Source organism: Pantoea sp. 18059 (assembly GCF_902706165.1).
Classification (GTDB): domain Bacteria; phylum Pseudomonadota; class Gammaproteobacteria; order Enterobacterales; family Enterobacteriaceae; genus Pantoea; species Pantoea agglomerans.
In genome coordinates this window covers 1-17,357 of the sequence record NZ_CACSJS010000006.1, presented here as the reverse complement: position 1 = coordinate 17,357, position 17,357 = coordinate 1, and the positions used below count along the sequence as shown (strand labels likewise).

Here is a 17,357-nt window from a genome sequence, read left to right as displayed (position 1 = left end):
AGGATACATATGTCTCGTGTTGCTAAAGCACCTGTCGTTGTTCCTGCCGGCGTAGAGGTAAAACTCAACGGTCAGGTAATTTCGATTAAAGGTAAAAACGGCGAGCTGACTCGTACTATCAATGATGCTGTTGAAGTTAAGCATGCTGACAACGCTCTGACTTTCGCTCCGCGCGAAGGTTTCGTTGACGGCTGGGCGCAGGCGGGTACTTCTCGCGCGCTGCTGAACGCAATGGTAATCGGTGTTACCGAAGGCTTCACTAAGAAGCTGCAGCTGGTTGGTGTAGGTTATCGTGCAGCCGTTAAAGGCGACGTGGTTAACCTGTCTCTGGGCTTTTCTCATCCAGTCGATCACCAGCTGCCCGCGGGTATCACTGCAGAATGTCCAACTCAGACTGAGATCGTGCTGAAAGGCGCTGATAAACAGCTGATTGGTCAGGTTGCAGCGGACTTGCGCGCCTACCGTCGTCCTGAGCCTTATAAAGGCAAGGGTGTCCGTTACGCCGACGAAGTCGTGCGTACCAAAGAGGCTAAGAAGAAGTAAGGTAACACTATGGATAAGAAATCTGCTCGTATCCGTCGTGCGACCCGTGCACGTCGCAAGCTCAAAGAGCTGGGTGCTACTCGCCTGGTGGTACATCGTACCCCGCGTCATATTTACGCACAGGTAATCGCCCCGAACGGTTCCGAAGTTCTGGTCGCTGCTTCTACTGTAGAAAAAGCTATCACTGAACAACTGAAGTATACCGGTAATAAAGAAGCCGCAGCTGCAGTAGGTAAAGCTATCGCAGAACGCGCAATCGAAAAAGGCATCACTGGTGTTTCTTTCGACCGTTCCGGTTTCCAATATCATGGTCGCGTCCAGGCACTGGCAGATGCTGCCCGTGAAGCTGGCCTTCAGTTCTAAGGTAGAGGTCTAAGATGGCACACATCGAGAAACAAGCTGGCGAACTGCAGGAAAAACTGATCGCGGTAAACCGTGTTTCTAAAACTGTTAAAGGTGGTCGTATCTTCTCCTTCACAGCACTGACTGTGGTAGGCGATGGTAATGGTCGCGTAGGTTTTGGTTACGGTAAAGCGCGTGAAGTTCCAGCAGCGATCCAGAAAGCGATGGAGAAAGCCCGTCGCAACATGGTTAACGTCGCGCTGACCAACGGCACCCTGCAGCACCCAGTTAAAGGTGCACACACGGGTTCCCGCGTGTTCATGCAGCCGGCTTCAGAAGGTACCGGTATTATTGCCGGTGGTGCAATGCGCGCCGTTCTGGAAGTCGCTGGAGTTCATAACGTACTGGCAAAAGCCTATGGTTCTACTAACCCGATTAACGTGGTTCGTGCAACTATCGACGGCCTGGGCAATATGAAATCTCCGGAAATGGTCGCTGCTAAGCGTGGTAAATCCGTTGAAGAAATTCTGGGGTAATCACGATGGCTAAGACTATTAAAATCACTCAAACCCGTAGTTCAATCGGCCGCTTGCCTAAGCATAAAGCCACTCTGGTTGGCCTGGGTCTGCGTCGTATTGGCCACACCGTTGAGCGTGAAGACACGCCTGCAGTACGCGGTATGGTTAACGCGGTTTCCTATATGGTTAAAGTGGAGGAGTAAGAGATGCGTTTAAATACTCTGTCTCCGGCCGAAGGGTCTAAGCACGCTACCAAGCGTCTGGGTCGTGGTATCGGTTCTGGCCTCGGAAAAACCGGTGGTCGTGGTCACAAAGGTCAGAACTCACGTTCTGGCGGTGGCGTACGTCGCGGTTTCGAAGGTGGTCAGATGCCTCTGTACCGTCGTCTGCCGAAGTTCGGTTTCACCTCTCGCAAAGCAATGATCACCACAGAGATTCGTCTGTCTGATCTGGCGAAAGTTGAAGGCGGTATCGTCGACCTGAACGCGCTGAAAGCAGCCAACATTGTCGGTGTTCAGATTGAATTCGTTAAAGTAATTCTGTCTGGTGAAGTTTCTACACCGGTAACGGTTCGCGGTCTGCGTGTCACCAAAGGTGCACGTGCTGCAATCGAAGCTGCTGGCGGTAAAATCGAGGAATAAGTAGCAGATGGCTAAACAACCGGGATTAGATTTTCAAAGTGCCAAGGGTGGCTTTGGTGAGCTGAAACGCAGACTGCTGTTTGTAATCGGCGCACTCATTGTCTTCCGTATTGGCTCTTTTATTCCAATCCCTGGTATTGATGCCACTGTACTTGCCAAACTGCTTGAGCAACAGCGTGGCACCATCATTGAAATGTTTAACATGTTCTCTGGTGGTGCTCTGAGCCGTGCTTCTATTTTCGCACTGGGCATCATGCCGTATATTTCGGCGTCGATTATCATCCAGTTATTAACGGTGGTTCATCCAGCGTTAGCGGAAATTAAGAAAGAAGGGGAGGCTGGCCGTCGTAAGATTAGCCAGTACACCCGATACGGTACGTTGGTATTGGCCATATTTCAGTCGATCGGTATTGCTACCGGTCTGCCGAATATGCCAGGGATGCAAGGCCTGGTAATGAATCCAGGCTTTGCTTTCTACTTTACCGCTGTTGTGAGTCTGGTCTCAGGAACGATGTTCCTGATGTGGCTGGGCGAACAGATTACTGAACGTGGTATCGGTAACGGTATTTCGATCATTATCTTCGCAGGTATCGTTGCGGGTCTCCCGCCGGCCATTGGCCATACCATCGAGCAAGCGCGGCAAGGCGACCTGCACTTCCTTCTGTTGCTGTTGGTTGCAGTACTCGTATTCGCAGTGACCTTCTTTGTTATCTTTGTTGAACGTGGTCAACGCCGCATTGTGGTGAACTACGCAAAACGTCAGCAGGGTCGTCGCGTTTACGCTGCACAGAGCACACATTTACCGTTGAAAGTGAACATGGCAGGCGTCATTCCAGCCATTTTTGCTTCCAGCATTATTCTGTTCCCGGCAACGATTGCATCGTGGTTTGGGGGCGGTACCGGTTGGAACTGGCTGACAACAATTTCGCTGTATTTGCAGCCAGGACAGCCGCTTTATGTGCTACTCTATGCGACTGCAATCATCTTCTTCTGTTTCTTCTATACGGCGTTGGTTTTCAACCCACGTGAAACAGCAGATAACCTGAAGAAGTCTGGTGCATTCGTACCGGGAATTCGTCCGGGAGAGCAAACGGCGAAGTATATTGATAAAGTAATGACGCGATTGACCTTAATCGGCGCTCTCTACATTACGTTTATCTGCCTTATCCCGGAGTTCATGCGTGATGCGATGAAGGTTCCCTTCTACTTTGGCGGTACTTCACTGCTTATCGTAGTTGTCGTCATCATGGACTTTATGGCTCAAGTGCAAACTCTGATGATGTCAAGTCAGTACGAGTCGGCACTGAAGAAAGCTAACCTGAAAGGCTACGGCCGTTAATTCAGTTGGTTGAGAAGTTACGGAGAGTAAAAATGAAAGTTCGTGCTTCCGTCAAGAGATTATGTCGTAACTGCAAAATCATTCGTCGCGACGGTGTCGTCCGTGTGATCTGCAGCGCCGAGCCAAAGCATAAACAGCGCCAAGGCTGATTTTGTCACATATTTTTCTTGCAAAGTCGGGTTGAGCTGGCTAGATTAGCCAGCCAATCTTTTGTATGTCAGTGCGTTTCCATTTGAGTATCCTGAAAACGGGCTTTTCAGCATGGGACGTGCTTGTTTAATTATAGGAGTGCATAGTGGCCCGTATAGCAGGCATTAACATTCCTGATCAAAAACATACCGTTATCGCATTAACTTCGATCTTCGGTATCGGTAAAACCCGTTCTAAAGCCATCTGCGCTTCAACGGGTATTGCTGAAAATGTTAAGATCAGTGAGCTGTCTGAAGAACAAATTGATCAGCTGCGTGATGCAGTTGCGAAATTCGTTGTAGAAGGTGATCTGCGCCGTGAAATCACCCTGAGCATCAAGCGTCTTATGGACCTTGGTTGCTACCGTGGTTTGCGCCATCGTCGTGGTCTTCCGGTTCGCGGTCAGCGTACTAAGACCAACGCACGTACCCGTAAGGGTCCGCGTAAACCGATCAAGAAATAATCGGGGTGAGTAAATAATGGCAAAGGCACCAGTTCGTGCACGTAAGCGTGTAAGAAAACAAGTCTCAGATGGCGTGGCTCATGTCCATGCTTCTTTTAACAACACCATCGTTACCATTACTGATCGTCAGGGTAACGCACTGGGTTGGGCAACCGCCGGTGGTTCCGGTTTCCGCGGTTCACGTAAATCCACTCCGTTTGCTGCTCAGGTCGCTGCAGAGCGCTGTGCAGAAGCGGTAAAAGATTACGGAATTAAGAACCTGGAAGTTATGGTAAAGGGTCCGGGTCCAGGTCGCGAATCTACGATTCGTGCTTTGAACGCCGCTGGTTTCCGCATCACTAATATTACTGATGTGACTCCGATCCCTCATAACGGTTGTCGTCCGCCGAAAAAACGTCGCGTATAACGCCCGTTTTTTTAGGATAGTTGGAGAAAGAAAATGGCAAGATATTTGGGTCCTAAGCTCAAGCTGAGCCGTCGTGAGGGCACTGACTTATTCCTTAAGTCTGGCGTTCGCGCGATTGATTCCAAGTGTAAGATTGAACAAGCCCCTGGTCAGCATGGTGCGCGTAAACCGCGTCTGTCTGATTACGGCGGTCAGTTACGTGAAAAGCAAAAAGTTCGTCGTATCTACGGCGTGCTGGAGCGTCAGTTCCGTAACTATTATAAAGAAGCAGCTCGTCTGAAAGGCAACACCGGTGAAAACCTGTTGGCTCTGCTGGAAGGTCGTCTGGACAACGTAGTTTATCGTATGGGCTTTGGTGCCACTCGTGCAGAAGCACGTCAGCTGGTTAGCCATAAGTCTGTTCTGGTAAATGGCCGCGTTGTTAACATCGCTTCTTATCAGGTATCTCCGAATGATGTCGTTAGCATCCGTGAGAAAGCCAAAAAGCAATCTCGCGTGAAGGCCGCTCTGGAGCTGGCTGAGCAGCGTGAAAAGCCAACCTGGCTGGAAGTTGATGCGACTAAGATGGAAGGTGTGTTCAAGCGTATTCCTGAACGTACTGATCTGTCTGCGGACATTAACGAACACCTGATCGTCGAGCTTTACTCCAAGTAAGGCTTAGTACCAAAGAGAGGACACAATGCAGGGTTCTGTGACAGAGTTTCTAAAACCGCGCCTGGTAGATATCGAGCAAGTGAGTTCGACGCACGCCAAGGTGACCCTTGAGCCTTTAGAGCGTGGCTTTGGCCATACTCTTGGTAACGCACTGCGCCGTATTCTGCTTTCATCCATGCCGGGTTGCGCGGTGACCGAGGTTGAAATTGATGGTGTACTTCATGAGTACAGCACCAAAGAGGGAGTACAGGAAGATATCCTGGAAATCCTGCTCAACCTGAAAGGGCTGGCGGTAAGAGTTCAGGGGAAAGATGAAGTTATTCTGACCTTGAATAAATCTGGCATTGGCCCTGTGACTGCAGCCGACATTACCCATGATGGTGATGTCGAAATCGTCAAGCCTCAGCATGTCATTTGCCATCTGACCGATGAGAACGCTGCTATCAGCATGCGTATCAAAGTTCAGCGTGGTCGTGGCTATGTGCCGGCTTCTGCCCGAATTCATTCGGAAGAAGATGAGCGCCCAATCGGCCGCCTGTTAGTTGACGCTTGCTACAGCCCTGTAGACCGTATCGCCTACAATGTTGAAGCAGCGCGTGTAGAGCAGCGCACCGACCTGGACAAGCTGGTCATCGAAATGGAAACCAACGGCACAATCGATCCTGAAGAGGCGATTCGTCGTGCGGCAACCATTCTGGCAGAACAACTTGAAGCTTTCGTTGACTTACGTGATGTACGTCAGCCGGAAGTTAAAGAAGAGAAACCAGAATTCGATCCGATCCTGCTGCGCCCTGTTGACGATCTGGAATTGACTGTCCGCTCTGCTAACTGCCTTAAGGCAGAAGCTATCCACTACATCGGTGATCTGGTACAGCGTACCGAGGTTGAGCTGCTTAAAACGCCTAACCTTGGTAAAAAATCTCTTACCGAGATTAAAGATGTGCTGGCTTCGCGTGGTCTTTCTCTGGGCATGCGCCTCGAGAACTGGCCGCCAGCAAGCATTGCTGATGAATAATCAGATCACAGGTTAAGGTTTCACTGAGAAGGATAAGGTCATGCGCCATCGTAAGAGTGGTCGTCAACTGAACCGCAACAGCAGCCATCGTCAGGCTATGTTCCGCAACATGGCCGGTTCTCTGGTTCGTCATGAGATCATCAAAACGACTCTGCCGAAAGCCAAAGAACTGCGTCGCGTAGTTGAGCCGCTGATTACTCTTGCCAAGACCGACAGCGTAGCTAATCGTCGTCTGGCATTCGCCCGTACTCGTGATAACGAGATCGTGGCAAAACTGTTTAATGAGCTGGGCCCGCGTTTCGCGAGCCGTGCCGGTGGTTACACTCGTATTCTGAAGTGTGGCTTCCGTGCTGGTGACAACGCTCCGATGGCTTACATCGAGCTGGTTGATCGTCCAGAAGCTCAAGCAGAAGCAGCCGCAGAGTAATCTGTAGCAACGTAAAAAACCCGCTTCGGCGGGTTTTTTATTGCCTGAAATTTACTACCTTAGAACTTACTCTTTTCATGTTCAAAGGAGCTAACTATGTGGCTGGTTGATGAACTTGCTGAACAGCACATCAAAGCGGCGCTGGAAAAAGGCGAGCTGAGTAATCTTCCCGGCTCTGGTAAGCCGCTGCAGCTGGATGATGACAGTCATGTTCCGCCTGAGTTAAGAGCGGGCTACCGTTTACTGAAAAATGCGGGCTTTCTGCCGCCGGAGCTTGAGCTCAGACGTGAAGCCATGGAAGTTAACGATCTTCTTCGTAACCTCGATCCTGCGGATCAAAATTATCAGGATCATTGCCATCGGCTTCAGGTGCTGGAGCTAAGATTACGCCAGGCGGGTATCAGTACCGACTTTCTCCATGGCAGTTATTCCACTGCTATTCAGCATCGTTTCCGCGAGGAGGAGTAAATGTTTCGTATCGGTCAGTTAGCTAAGCTTGCGGAGGTGACGCCAGACACTATCCGTTTTTATGAAAAGCAGCAGATGATGGATCATGATGGTCGTACTGAAGGTGGCTTTCGCCTTTACAGCGAGGGCGATCTTCAGCGTCTGAAATTTATTCGTTATGGTCGTAAACTGGGTTTCAGTCTGGAAGCGATCAGAGAGCTACTTTCGATCCGGGTTGATCCTGCGCATCACACCTGTCAGGAATCAAAAGCGATCGTTGAAAAACGGCTGAGTGAAGTTGCTCAGATGATCGCAGAGTTAGAAACGATGCAGCGTTCCCTGCGACACCTTTCCGATGCCTGTTGTGGTGACAGTCACAGTAGCATTTCGTGCTCAATTCTTGAGGCGCTGGAGCGGGGAGAGGCTTCGAGCAAATAAGCATATTGTTATTTTGCTGCAAAGGAATAGAGTATCAGACCATCTCAACAGGAGGCGTCATGAGTAAATATCAGCACACCAAAGGGCAAATCCGCGATAACGCGATTCAGGCTCTGTTACACGACCCACTATTTCGGCAACGCATAGAGCAGAAGCAAAAGGGTAAAGGTAGTTTCAAGCGGAAAGAGAAACATGGCAAGGGGACTGGATGGGAGGGCAGTGATAAGAAAGCGTCTTATCACTGCCCTTCTGCTTTTACGGTTAAAAAAACCGCCTGTGCGGCGGCTTATTAACTAGACCCGGCTATTCTGCTGTTTCAGCAGATCGCGGATTTCAGTCAGCAGAACTTCTTCGTTTGACGGTTTAGCCACTGGCTTCTCTACTTCCTTTTTCTTGTACAGACGATTCATTAACTTGATCGCCATAAAGATTGCGAAAGCGATGATGACGAAATCGAAGATGGTCTGAAGGAAGATACCGTACTGCATTACAACGGCTGGAGCATCACCAACTGCAGGCTTAAGTACCCAGGCGAATGATTTAAAATCGACACCACCAATCAGTAAGCCTAAAGGCGGCATAATGATGTTGGCGACTAACGATGAAACAATTTTACCGAATGCAGCACCGATGATGACACCGACGGCTAAATCCATCACATTGCCGCGCATTGCGAAATCGCGAAACTCTTTGATTAAACTCATACTTATCTCCTTGCCCAAGCCAATGCCATAAAGTCTAACAAACCCTACTGGTTTTGCCATCAACACAGCGAATTAAGCGGCAGTTTTGCGTTCCTTATGTTCTGTTCGCCTATAAACGCGGCATTTACAGGAAAAATGGACTCGGCTGGAAGAGACGTTCCACATCTGATACAAACTTCTTGTCGGTCAGGAACATGATGACATGATCACCTTGTTCAATTCGCAGGTTATCATTGGCAATCATCACATCGTCTCCACGAACCACTGCGCCAATAATGGTGCCTGGCGGTAGTTTGATATCATCAATGGAGCGGCCGACCACGCGTGAAGTTGATTCGTCTCCGTGCGCTATCGCTTCGATCGCTTCTGCAATACCGCGTCGTAGCGATGAAACGCCCACGATATCCGCTTTGCGCACATGACCAAGCAGGGCAGAAATCGTGGCCTGCTGAGGTGAAATAGCGATATCGATAACGCTGCCTTGTACCAGATCGACGTAGGCGCGGCGCTGAATCAGCACCATAACCTTCTTCGCCCCCATCTTTTTTGCCAGCATGGCTGACATAATATTGGCTTCATCATCATTGGTGACGGCGATAAAGAGATCAACCTGATCAACATGTTCTTCAGCGAGAAGTTCCTGATCTGACGCATCGCCATAAAAGACGACTGTGTCGTGAAGATGCTCTGCCAGTTCTGCTGCGCGCTGGGGGTTACGTTCAATCAGCTTCACGCTGTAATTTTTCTCAAGTTTTTGTGCCAGACCGAAACCGATATTACCGCCACCTACCAGCATAATCCGTTTATAAGGTTTCTCCAGCCGCTGCATTTCACTCATTACCGCACGAATGTTCTGACTGGCTGCAATGAAAAAGACTTCATCACCCGCTTCTACGATGGTTGAACCCTGCGGGCGAATGGGGCGATCCTGACGAAATATAGCGGCTACGCGGGTATCAATGTGTGGCATATGCTCACGCATGATCGACAGCGGATTTCCTACCAGTGGCCCGCCATAATAAGCTTTCACCACGGCGAGGCTGACTTTGCCTTCAGCAAAGTTGACGACCTGCAATGCGCCAGGGTACTGGATTAAACGATAGATATTGTCGATCACCAGCTGTTCAGGCGAGATCAGGTGATCGATAGGCACCGCTTCAGGAATAAATAATTTGTCCGCATCACGCAGATAATCGGCCGCGCGAATACGGGCGATACGATTCGGCGTATTGAAAAGCGAATAAGCAATCTGACAGGCAATCATGTTGGTTTCATCGGAGTTGGTTACGGCAACCAGCATGTCGGCATCTTCCGCACCCGCCTCACGTAAAATTCGTGGATGAGAACCATGACCCTGCACGACGCGAAGATCGAACTTATCCTGCAGGTGACGCAGGCGTGAAGAGTCGGTATCAACCACCGTGATATCGTTGTTTTCACCCACCAGATTTTCTGCCAGGGTTCCGCCAACCTGTCCTGCGCCCAGAATGATTATTTTCATCGCTTATCAATACTCATTTCAGTTTGTACCCGATTTTTTTATCAGCTTAGCGTAGAAGAAACCATCTCCGCCCTCGGCTTCCGGGAAGACCTGTAAGCCGTTCGCGGGCGCATCTCTGAGGGGCTCTGCCTGCGCATCATGCTGGCGCTGCAGGAAAGCATCTATCTGCTGATGATTCTCTTCAGGCAGGATGGAACAGGTGGCATAAATCAGTGTACCGCCAGGTTTCAGGTGCGGCCAGATAGCATCAAGAATTTCACCCTGAAGCTTTGCCAGCTCGGCGATATCCCGATCGCGACGCAGCCACTTAATATCAGGATGGCGTCGGATCACACCGGTAGCAGAGCAGGGCGCATCCAGCAGAATACGGTCAAACTGACGAACGCCGCACCACTGTTGCGGCGTTCGTCCATCACCCTGTTTCACGTCTGCTTTCATACCCAGTCGTTGCAGATTCTCATTTACGCGTTTAAGACGTTGCGCATCCACGTCGACGGCCATAACTTCGGCCTGAGGCGCGATTTCAAGGATATGGGTCGTTTTACCGCCGGGCGCAGCGCATAAATCCAGAATCTGTTCGCCGTTTTGGGGCTCAAGCAGCAAGGCACAGCGCTGAGCAGATAAATCCTGCACGGTAACCCAACCCTGATCAAAGCCTGGTAGCTGGCTGACCGGGGCAGGGGCGTCAAGCCGCAGCGCATCCGGCACATCGACATCAGGCTGAGCATTCCTGCCGCTTTCGGCCAGCATAGCCAGCCACGTGTCACGATCGTGGTGCTGGCGATTAACCCGCAGCCACATCGGCGGACGCAGATTATTTGCTTCGACAATCTGTTGCCATTGTTCCGGCCAGGCATGCTGCAAACGCTTTAGCAGCCATCCCGGATGCAGATAGCGTTGCGGGCCATCCTGAACAGTGGCGAGCAGCTCTTCCCGCTGACGCTGAAACTGGCGTAATACGCCATTTAATAAGCCTTTCATACTGGTGCGCTTCAGTACTTCGGCGCCCGCGACGGTTTCTGCCAGTGCGGCATGGGCAGGCACACGGGTATATTCCAGCTGATAAAGCCCGACCATGATCAGATAGTGCAGAACCCGCTGTTTGCCGGTAAGTGGACGCTCCATCAGTTTGCCAATCAGCGCTTCCAGCTGCGGTAATGTGCGCAATACGCCAAAACAGATCTCCTGCACTAATGCGCTATCTTTGTCAGAGAGCTTTTTCTGGGCGGCTGGCAGTGCCGTATTCAGGGATTCGCCCTTGTCGACCACACGCTCAATAAGTTGAGCCGAGAGGCTACGCAGGTTGATAGATTTAGTCATAGGGTTTTGTCATCAAACAAAAGGCCCGGTGAGGGACCGGGCCTGAGAGTCAGTCCAGAAGGGTTCCAGGTTCAAACCATTCCCGGCGCGAGTTGAGAAGATCCTGAGCCGACATCGGTTTTTTACCGGCGGGCTGCAACTGGAGCAGGTTCAGTACGCCCTGAGCCGTTGCCACCTGGATGCCATGCTTGTCAGCATGGATAATTTCACCAGGCGCACGATCGCAGTGGGGCAGAACGCTTGCCTGCCAGACTTTAACCGGCTGATCTTCAATGGTGAAAAAGCTCATCGGCCACGGGTTAAAAGCGCGAATACAACGCTCAAGCTGTTCTGCAGAGAGTGTCCAGTCAAGACGTGCCTCCTCTTTACTGAGTTTCTCAGCATAGTTGGCCAGCGTTTCATCCTGTTTTTCAGGTGAAGCCTGCTGAGTGGTCAGTAATGTCAGCGTATCCAGCAGCCCCTGTGGGCCAAGCTGTGCCAGCTTGTCATACAGCGTGGCACTGGTATCCTGGGCAGTAATCGGACAGGCCAGCTTATGCAGCATATCGCCGGTATCCAGTCCCACGTCCATCTGCATGATGGTCACGCCGGTTTCGCTGTCGCCAGCCCAGAGCGCACGTTGAATAGGCGCAGCTCCGCGCCAGCGTGGCAGCAGTGAGCCATGGACATTGATGCATCCCAGACGTGGCATATCAAGCACGGCCTTGGGCAGAATTAATCCGTAGGCTACAACCACCATCACATCGGCCTTGAGGTCAGCAACCAGTTGCTGATTTTCTTCAGGTCGCAGTGACTTAGGCTGATAAACCGGAATGTCATGTGCCATCGCCAGCGTTTTGACCGGGCCTGGCGTTAATTTGTTACCGCGACCAGCAGGACGGTCGGGTTGGGTGAATACGGCGATAACCTGATGTTCAGAAGCAAGCAGCGCGTCAAGATGACGCGCTGCAAAGTCAGGTGTGCCAGCAAAGATGATTTTTAGCGGGGCAGACACGTTTATCCCTTATTAAGATCTCAGGAAGCCTGCGCGTTCTGACGCGCCAGTTTCTCTAATTTATTTTTGATCCGTTGCCGCTTTAAAGGCGACAGATAATCGATAAACAGTTTGCCTTCCAGATGATCGATCTCATGCTGGATACAGATGGCCAGTAACTCGCTGGCTTCCAGTTCGAAACTTTTACCCTCGCGATCCAGTGCACGGACCTTTACCCGCTCGGCACGCGGAACAAATGCGCGCTGTTCCGGAATAGAGAGGCAACCCTCTTCAATGCCGGTTTCACCACTTTTTTCCAGCAGCTCAGGGTTAATCAGCACTAAACGCTCTTCACGACTTTCAGAGACGTCAATCACGATAATGCGCTGATGAATATCGACCTGCGTAGCCGCAAGACCGATACCTTCTTCGGCATACATCGTCTCGAACATATCATCAACGATACGCTGAATGTCTGCGTTAACTTCTTTAACGGGCGCAGCAACTTTGCGAAGACGCTCGTCAGGGAAATGTAATACCTGCAAAACTGACATAAATATCCAGATCTGTATTCGGTTAAGAAAAGATTACTACCTTATATTGTAGACTTTTCGAGGCCTGATTGACAGCATTCTGCGGCAGGAAGCAAGGGCGATCAGGGAGCTGAAGATGGACAAAATAGCGCAGTCTGTACGGCTGGCCGCCGTCACTGGAATGACAGGGAAACGCTGGGTTGATGTGGCGCAGCAAATAGGTGCCGGACAGGCAGACAGGGAGCAGCTTATCCGGCTTGGCTTAGATGAGAGCCAGTGCCAGCAATATTATGATTATAATGAAAAAAATCTTACAGAAGTCTATTCCTGGCTGGATCAGAGTCCGGCTCATCATCTGGTGACTGCTCTGGACGCGGCCTATCCTGCCCGTCTTAAAGAAACCAACCGCTTTCCGCCGCTGCTCTATATTGATGGCGATCCTGCGCTTATCAGCACACCACAGTTAGCGGTGGTGGGCAGCCGAAACTGTTCACACTATGGCCGCTACTGGTGCGACTGGTTTACCCAGCACTTAAGCCTCAGCGGTCTGACCATTACCAGCGGACTGGCAAGAGGTATTGATGGTGTTGCGCATCAGGCAGCACTCAACGTAGGCGGTAAAACGGTGGCCGTGTTAGGTAGTGGTTTGCAGCGGCTCTATCCCAGCAATCATGCCCATCTTGCCGCAGAGATCGTTGAACAGGGTGGGGCGGTGGTTTCTGAGTTTCCGCTGACGACCCTGCCGCATCCGCTTAATTTTCCGCGCCGTAATCGTATTATCAGCGGCCTGAGCCATGGGGTGCTGGTGGTAGAAGCCTCGCTGAAGAGTGGTTCCCTGGTAACGGCGCGGTATGGGCTGGAGCAAAATCGTAATGTCTATGCCTTACCTGGCGCGCTCGGTAACCCGTTAAGCGAAGGCGTAAACTGGCTGATTCAGCAGGGGGCGCTGCTGGTGGCCCATCCCCATAACATCGTGGAAGATCTGGCAAGTGCACTTAACTGGCTGCCGATGACACCGGCCGGTGAAATTTATTCTGAGGTGAGTGACGATGCTCCATTGCCATTTGCTGATGTGTTGGCTAACGTAGGTGATGATGTTACACCTGTTGACGTTGTCGCTGAACGTGCCGGCCAATCTGTGCCAGTTATCTCAGCTCAGTTGCTGGAACTGGAGTTAGCAGGATGGATCGCAGCTGTACCCGGCGGCTATGTCCGATTGAGGAGGGCATGCCATGTTCGACGTACTGATGTATTTGTTTGAGACATATATCCACAACGAAGCAGAAATGGGTGTTGATCAGGACAGATTGACAGACGACCTGACGGATGCCGGGTTCCATCGTGAAGATATTTACAGTGCGCTGAACTGGTTAGAAAGATTGGCTGACTATCAGGAAGGACTGGTTGCGCCAATTTTACTGACAAATGATCCGCTCTCCATGCGTATTTATACCGATGAAGAGAGCAAACGTTTAGATGCTGACAGCCGTGGTTTCCTTCTGTTCCTGGAGCAGATTCAGGTGCTGAACCTGGAAACGCGTGAAATGGTCATCGAACGCATTATGGCGCTGGATACCTCTGAGTTTGACCTGGAGGATCTCAAATGGGTGGTACTGATGGTGTTGTTCAACATTCCCGGATGTGAAAATGCCTATCAGCAGATGGAAGAACTGCTATTCGACGCCAATGAAGGTATGCTGCATTAAATTTCCTTTCATGCATTGATCGCTATGAGTAAAGCTGCACTCTTCACCGTGCGTAAACAGGATCCCTGCCCCGCTTGCGGGGCAGAACTGGTTATCCGCTCCGGTAAACACGGTCCTTTTCTGGGCTGCGCGAACTACCCGGCATGCGACTACATTCGACCCTTAAAGGGTCAGGCCGATGGTCATGTGGTCAAAGTGCTGGAAGGCCACGCCTGTCCCGAATGCGGTGCGGATAAAGTGTTGCGGCAGGGGCGATTTGGCATGTTCATTGGCTGTAGCCTCTATCCGGAATGCGGATACACCGAAACCATCGACAAACCAGATGAAACCTCGCTGGCTTGTCCACAGTGCCATGAAGGCCGGTTAGTTCAGCGGCGCTCCCGTTACGGCAAAACGTTTCACTCCTGCGATCGCTATCCAGCCTGCCAGTTTGTTGTGAATCTGACACCCGTTGCCGGAATCTGTCCTTATTGCCAGTATCCGCTATTAGTTGAAAAAAAGACGGCCCAAGGGATCAAACGCTTTTGCGCCAGTAAAAGTTGTGGCAAAGCCATTGCTGAAGAGAATTCATAGACCATGGAAAATCAACACCTCGCCGATTCACTTGAAACCTGCCTAGAGCAGCTGAATCGACAGGCGGTCATCGCCTATCCTACTGAAGCCGTATTTGGTCTGGGCTGTGACCCTGACAGTGAATCTGCCGTCATGGCTTTACTGGCACTGAAACAGCGTCCGGTAGAAAAGGGGCTTATCCTGATTGCGGCTGATTACACCCAGCTGGAACCTTACATCTCCGCTCGGGAACTGTCTGTGATACAGCGTGAGCGGATGTTTGCATGCTGGCCCGGCCCGGTGACCTTTGTCGTACCCGTTCCGCCACAAACGCCTCGCTGGCTTACCGGACAGTTTGATTCACTGGCCATTCGCGTCAGTGACCATCCTGATGTGCAGGCCCTTTGCCGCGCATTTGGTAAACCGCTGGTCTCAACCAGTGCAAATCTGTCAGGCCTGCCTCCCTGCCGAACGGCTGAAGAAGTGAAGCAGCAGTTTGGTGAGCAGTTCCCGGTTCTGTCGGGAAAAACAGGTGGGCGGCTCAATCCCTCTGAAATCCGCGATGTCATCAGCGGCGAACTTATACGTCAGGGCTAATTCATGGATCAATTCGCCGTTTTCGGTAATCCGATCAACCACAGTAAATCTCCGCTGATCCATCAGGCTTTCGCTGAACAGACGGGCGTTGAACATCGCTATGGTCGGATTTGTGCCCCGATAGATGGTTTTCCTCAGGCGCTCTCTGCCTTTTTCGAACAGGGAGGCCGTGGTGCCAACGTGACGTTACCTTTTAAACAGCAGGCATGGGAATTTGCCGATCAGCTCAGCGAACGTGCAGCCCTGTCCGGCGCGGTAAACACGGTGAAAAAACTCAGCGATGGGCAGATCCTGGGTGACAACACGGATGGTATCGGGCTGTTAAGCGATCTTGAACGGCTGAAGATGATCAATGCTGGTGACAAGGTTTTGCTGGTGGGGGCGGGTGGTGCTGCACGTGGGGTCATTCTGCCGCTTCTCTCAGCAGGCGTGACACTCACTGTTGTTAACCGTACCGCCGCGCGGGCGGAAGAGCTGGCTGGCCTGTTTGCAGCGAGCGGCACTATCCGCGCATGTGGTTTTGAGCAGCTGACAGATCAGCACTTTGATCTGATCATTAATGCGACATCAAGCGGTGTGAATGGCGAAACCCCTCCTTTACCTGCAGCAGTCATTCATGCTGATGTGCGCTGTTATGACATGTTTTATCAAATCGGGCTGACGCCTTTCCTTCGCTGGTGTCAGGCGCAGGGCACGGCTCATCTGGCAGATGGTTTGGGCATGCTGGTGGGGCAGGCTGCTCATGCCTTCTATCTGTGGCACGGTGTGATGCCGGAAATCGCGCCGGTGATTACCCAGCTTAAACAGGCCATGCAGCCATGAATCAGGCGATACAGTTTCCTGATGATGAAACCTATAATGCTGAACTGAACGCGGTCTGTTTCCCGGTGCTGGTCAACGGCATGCGGCTGACCTGTGCAATCAGCAGGAAGTCGCTGGCTTCACGTTTTGGTGAAGGGGAGGCGATGGCGCTGTTTCAGCACCATCGCTGGGATCTGGAAGATGAGGCTGAAGCGGCTATCCGTCAGGATAATATTGATGCTCAGGGCTGGATCTGGTTATCTCCCGCCAGGTAATCATCTTTCCAGGCGACATAATTATTAGCAGAATAGCGTAAACCTTCCTTCTCATTGTCATTCAGCGGCCTGATCTGCCTGACCGGACTACCCAGATAGAGATAGCCGCTCTCCAGTCTTTTACCTGGCGGCACCAGACTTCCGGCACCAATCATCACCTCTTCTTCTACTATTACGCCATCAAGCAGAATCGATCCCATTCCGATCAGCACGCGATCGCCAATGGTACAGCCGTGCAACATCGCTTTATGCCCGACCGTGACATCCTCGCCAATAATAAGAGGGAAGCCTTGCGGGTTAGACGCTGATTTATGCGTAACGTGCAGAACGCTGCCGTCCTGTACATTAGTACGGGCACCAATGCGGACCTGATTCACATCACCCCTGATCGCAACCAGCGGCCAGATGCTCACGTCGTCCCCCATTATGACATCACCGACCACAACACTGCTTGGATCGACCATAACGCGCTGGCCAGTTTGCGGGAAAAGGTCTTTATATGGACGTAGGGCGGAAGCCATCATGTTCTCCTTTGTTCTGTTTTCAATGCAGCCTGATGCGATTTCAGGCAGCTGACAAGCCAATTCTGGCCTGGATCGCTGGCGATCTCATCAATCTGGATCATTTATAACCGTTCAGATAAAAGATCCAAAAAAAGGGTTGTGCTCTGAAACGGGATCCCTATAATGCGCCTCCATCGACACGGAACACCGGCAACGGGAAGCGGGTTGAGAGGCACAGGAGACTGCGCCGCCGGAGAAAAACTTCTGAGAAAGAGGTTGACTCTGCAGGAGGAAAGCGTAATATACGCCACCTCGCGACAGGACGCTAACGCACTGTTCGCACTGCTCTTTAACAATTTATCAGACAATCTGTGTGGGCACTCGCAGGATTGATATCAGCGTCTCCGGACGTAAAAAATATCAAGCCTCACGAGTGAACACATAATGAAATTCATTATGACGTTTTACAG

At 51.3% G+C, this 17,357-nt stretch carries 27 protein-coding genes; 21 read left to right on the top strand and 6 right to left on the bottom strand.

What is annotated here, in order from left to right:
- Positions 1-9 precede the first annotated feature (9 nt).
- The 15 genes from rplF (at position 10) to GVJ63_RS15690 (ending at position 7,715) form a co-directional block, all read left to right on the top strand.
- Complete coding sequence (gene rplF / locus GVJ63_RS15760) at positions 10-543, top strand: 50S ribosomal protein L6 (protein ID WP_003850161.1); 534 nt, start codon at positions 10-12, stop codon at positions 541-543.
- 9 nt (positions 544-552) lie between these two features.
- Positions 553-906 carry a 50S ribosomal protein L18 gene (rplR, locus tag GVJ63_RS15755; RefSeq protein ID WP_003850163.1) on the top strand — a complete coding sequence of 118 codons (354 nt, stop codon included), beginning with the start codon at positions 553-555 and terminating at the stop codon, positions 904-906.
- A 14-nt stretch (positions 907-920) separates the two neighbouring features.
- The gene (rpsE, locus tag GVJ63_RS15750) at positions 921-1,421 is read left to right on the top strand and encodes a 30S ribosomal protein S5 (protein ID WP_003850164.1); all 501 of its coding nucleotides are present in this window, start codon (positions 921-923) and stop codon (positions 1,419-1,421) included.
- A gap of 5 nt (positions 1,422-1,426) precedes the next feature.
- Positions 1,427-1,606 (top strand): 50S ribosomal protein L30, encoded by a 180-nt coding sequence (rpmD, locus tag GVJ63_RS15745; protein ID WP_003850166.1) that lies wholly within the window; start codon positions 1,427-1,429, stop codon positions 1,604-1,606.
- A gap of 3 nt (positions 1,607-1,609) precedes the next feature.
- The gene (gene rplO / locus GVJ63_RS15740; protein ID WP_003850168.1) at positions 1,610-2,044 is read left to right on the top strand and encodes a 50S ribosomal protein L15; all 435 of its coding nucleotides are present in this window, start codon (positions 1,610-1,612) and stop codon (positions 2,042-2,044) included.
- A gap of 7 nt (positions 2,045-2,051) precedes the next feature.
- On the top strand, positions 2,052-3,383 hold the full coding sequence (gene secY, locus GVJ63_RS15735; RefSeq protein WP_003850175.1) for a preprotein translocase subunit SecY: 1,332 nt from the start codon (positions 2,052-2,054) through the stop codon (positions 3,381-3,383).
- 32 nt (positions 3,384-3,415) lie between these two features.
- Positions 3,416-3,532 carry a 50S ribosomal protein L36 gene (gene rpmJ, locus GVJ63_RS15730; protein ID WP_010252805.1) on the top strand — a complete coding sequence of 39 codons (117 nt, stop codon included), beginning with the start codon at positions 3,416-3,418 and terminating at the stop codon, positions 3,530-3,532.
- A gap of 146 nt (positions 3,533-3,678) precedes the next feature.
- Positions 3,679-4,035 carry a 30S ribosomal protein S13 gene (gene rpsM / locus GVJ63_RS15725; RefSeq protein ID WP_003850176.1) on the top strand — a complete coding sequence of 119 codons (357 nt, stop codon included), beginning with the start codon at positions 3,679-3,681 and terminating at the stop codon, positions 4,033-4,035.
- A gap of 16 nt (positions 4,036-4,051) precedes the next feature.
- Entirely contained in the window at positions 4,052-4,441 is a 390-nt protein-coding gene (gene rpsK, locus GVJ63_RS15720; protein ID WP_004160563.1) for a 30S ribosomal protein S11, read from the top strand.
- A 33-nt stretch (positions 4,442-4,474) separates the two neighbouring features.
- On the top strand, positions 4,475-5,095 hold the full coding sequence (gene rpsD, locus GVJ63_RS15715; RefSeq protein WP_008927131.1) for a 30S ribosomal protein S4: 621 nt from the start codon (positions 4,475-4,477) through the stop codon (positions 5,093-5,095).
- Between the two features lie 25 nt (positions 5,096-5,120).
- Positions 5,121-6,110, top strand: a complete 990-nt coding sequence (gene rpoA / locus GVJ63_RS15710) for a DNA-directed RNA polymerase subunit alpha (protein WP_003850179.1) — start codon at positions 5,121-5,123, stop codon at positions 6,108-6,110.
- Between the two features lie 40 nt (positions 6,111-6,150).
- Positions 6,151-6,537, top strand: coding sequence for a 50S ribosomal protein L17 (rplQ, locus tag GVJ63_RS15705; protein ID WP_003850180.1), 387 nt, complete (start codon positions 6,151-6,153; stop codon positions 6,535-6,537).
- Between the two features lie 96 nt (positions 6,538-6,633).
- On the top strand, positions 6,634-7,005 hold the full coding sequence (locus GVJ63_RS15700) for a DUF1992 domain-containing protein (protein WP_022625141.1): 372 nt from the start codon (positions 6,634-6,636) through the stop codon (positions 7,003-7,005).
- A complete protein-coding gene (gene zntR, locus GVJ63_RS15695; RefSeq protein ID WP_010252765.1) occupies positions 7,006-7,422 on the top strand; it encodes a Zn(2+)-responsive transcriptional regulator in 417 nt (138 codons plus the stop codon).
- A gap of 59 nt (positions 7,423-7,481) precedes the next feature.
- Positions 7,482-7,715 carry an alternative ribosome-rescue factor A gene (locus GVJ63_RS15690; protein ID WP_010252762.1) on the top strand — a complete coding sequence of 78 codons (234 nt, stop codon included), beginning with the start codon at positions 7,482-7,484 and terminating at the stop codon, positions 7,713-7,715.
- Here the strand turns inward: GVJ63_RS15690 and mscL are convergent, their stop codons facing one another.
- The 5 genes from mscL to def all read right to left on the bottom strand — a co-directional run bounded on the left by mscL (position 7,716) and on the right by def (position 12,474).
- On the bottom strand, positions 7,716-8,126 hold the full coding sequence (mscL, locus tag GVJ63_RS15685; protein ID WP_010671590.1) for a large-conductance mechanosensitive channel protein MscL: 411 nt from the start codon (positions 8,124-8,126) through the stop codon (positions 7,716-7,718).
- A gap of 124 nt (positions 8,127-8,250) precedes the next feature.
- A complete protein-coding gene (gene trkA / locus GVJ63_RS15680) occupies positions 8,251-9,627 on the bottom strand; it encodes a Trk system potassium transporter TrkA (RefSeq protein WP_010252756.1) in 1,377 nt (458 codons plus the stop codon).
- Positions 9,628-9,645: 18 nt separating this feature from the next.
- On the bottom strand, positions 9,646-10,947 hold the full coding sequence (gene rsmB, locus GVJ63_RS15675; RefSeq protein ID WP_052272168.1) for a 16S rRNA (cytosine(967)-C(5))-methyltransferase RsmB: 1,302 nt from the start codon (positions 10,945-10,947) through the stop codon (positions 9,646-9,648).
- A gap of 49 nt (positions 10,948-10,996) precedes the next feature.
- On the bottom strand, positions 10,997-11,941 hold the full coding sequence (gene fmt, locus GVJ63_RS15670; RefSeq protein WP_010252750.1) for a methionyl-tRNA formyltransferase: 945 nt from the start codon (positions 11,939-11,941) through the stop codon (positions 10,997-10,999).
- 20 nt (positions 11,942-11,961) lie between these two features.
- Positions 11,962-12,474, bottom strand: coding sequence for a peptide deformylase (gene def / locus GVJ63_RS15665; protein ID WP_010252747.1), 513 nt, complete (start codon positions 12,472-12,474; stop codon positions 11,962-11,964).
- 115 nt (positions 12,475-12,589) lie between these two features.
- Here def and dprA point away from each other — a divergent pair, with 115 nt between their 5' ends.
- The 6 genes from dprA to GVJ63_RS15635 are packed head-to-tail and all read left to right on the top strand — an operon-like array spanning position 12,590 to position 16,384.
- The gene (gene dprA / locus GVJ63_RS15660; RefSeq protein WP_159227107.1) at positions 12,590-13,714 is read left to right on the top strand and encodes a DNA-protecting protein DprA; all 1,125 of its coding nucleotides are present in this window, start codon (positions 12,590-12,592) and stop codon (positions 13,712-13,714) included.
- The gene (gene smg, locus GVJ63_RS15655) at positions 13,686-14,159 is read left to right on the top strand and encodes a DUF494 family protein Smg (protein ID WP_010252741.1); all 474 of its coding nucleotides are present in this window, start codon (positions 13,686-13,688) and stop codon (positions 14,157-14,159) included. Before dprA ends, smg begins: the two co-directional genes overlap by 29 nt.
- Before the next feature lie 24 nt (positions 14,160-14,183).
- Positions 14,184-14,732, top strand: a complete 549-nt coding sequence (locus GVJ63_RS15650) for a topoisomerase DNA-binding C4 zinc finger domain-containing protein (RefSeq protein WP_010252738.1) — start codon at positions 14,184-14,186, stop codon at positions 14,730-14,732.
- 3 nt (positions 14,733-14,735) lie between these two features.
- Positions 14,736-15,308 (top strand): L-threonylcarbamoyladenylate synthase type 1 TsaC, encoded by a 573-nt coding sequence (gene tsaC / locus GVJ63_RS15645; protein WP_010252735.1) that lies wholly within the window; start codon positions 14,736-14,738, stop codon positions 15,306-15,308.
- Between the two features lie 3 nt (positions 15,309-15,311).
- On the top strand, positions 15,312-16,130 hold the full coding sequence (aroE, locus tag GVJ63_RS15640; RefSeq protein ID WP_122890140.1) for a shikimate dehydrogenase: 819 nt from the start codon (positions 15,312-15,314) through the stop codon (positions 16,128-16,130).
- A complete protein-coding gene (locus tag GVJ63_RS15635; protein WP_010252729.1) occupies positions 16,127-16,384 on the top strand; it encodes a DUF1488 domain-containing protein in 258 nt (85 codons plus the stop codon). Before aroE ends, GVJ63_RS15635 begins: the two co-directional genes overlap by 4 nt.
- Here the strand turns inward: GVJ63_RS15635 and GVJ63_RS15630 are convergent.
- Entirely contained in the window at positions 16,351-16,905 is a 555-nt protein-coding gene (locus GVJ63_RS15630) for a gamma carbonic anhydrase family protein (protein ID WP_010252727.1), read from the bottom strand. The genes GVJ63_RS15635 and GVJ63_RS15630 overlap by 34 nt on opposite strands.
- Positions 16,906-17,357 lie beyond the last annotated feature (452 nt).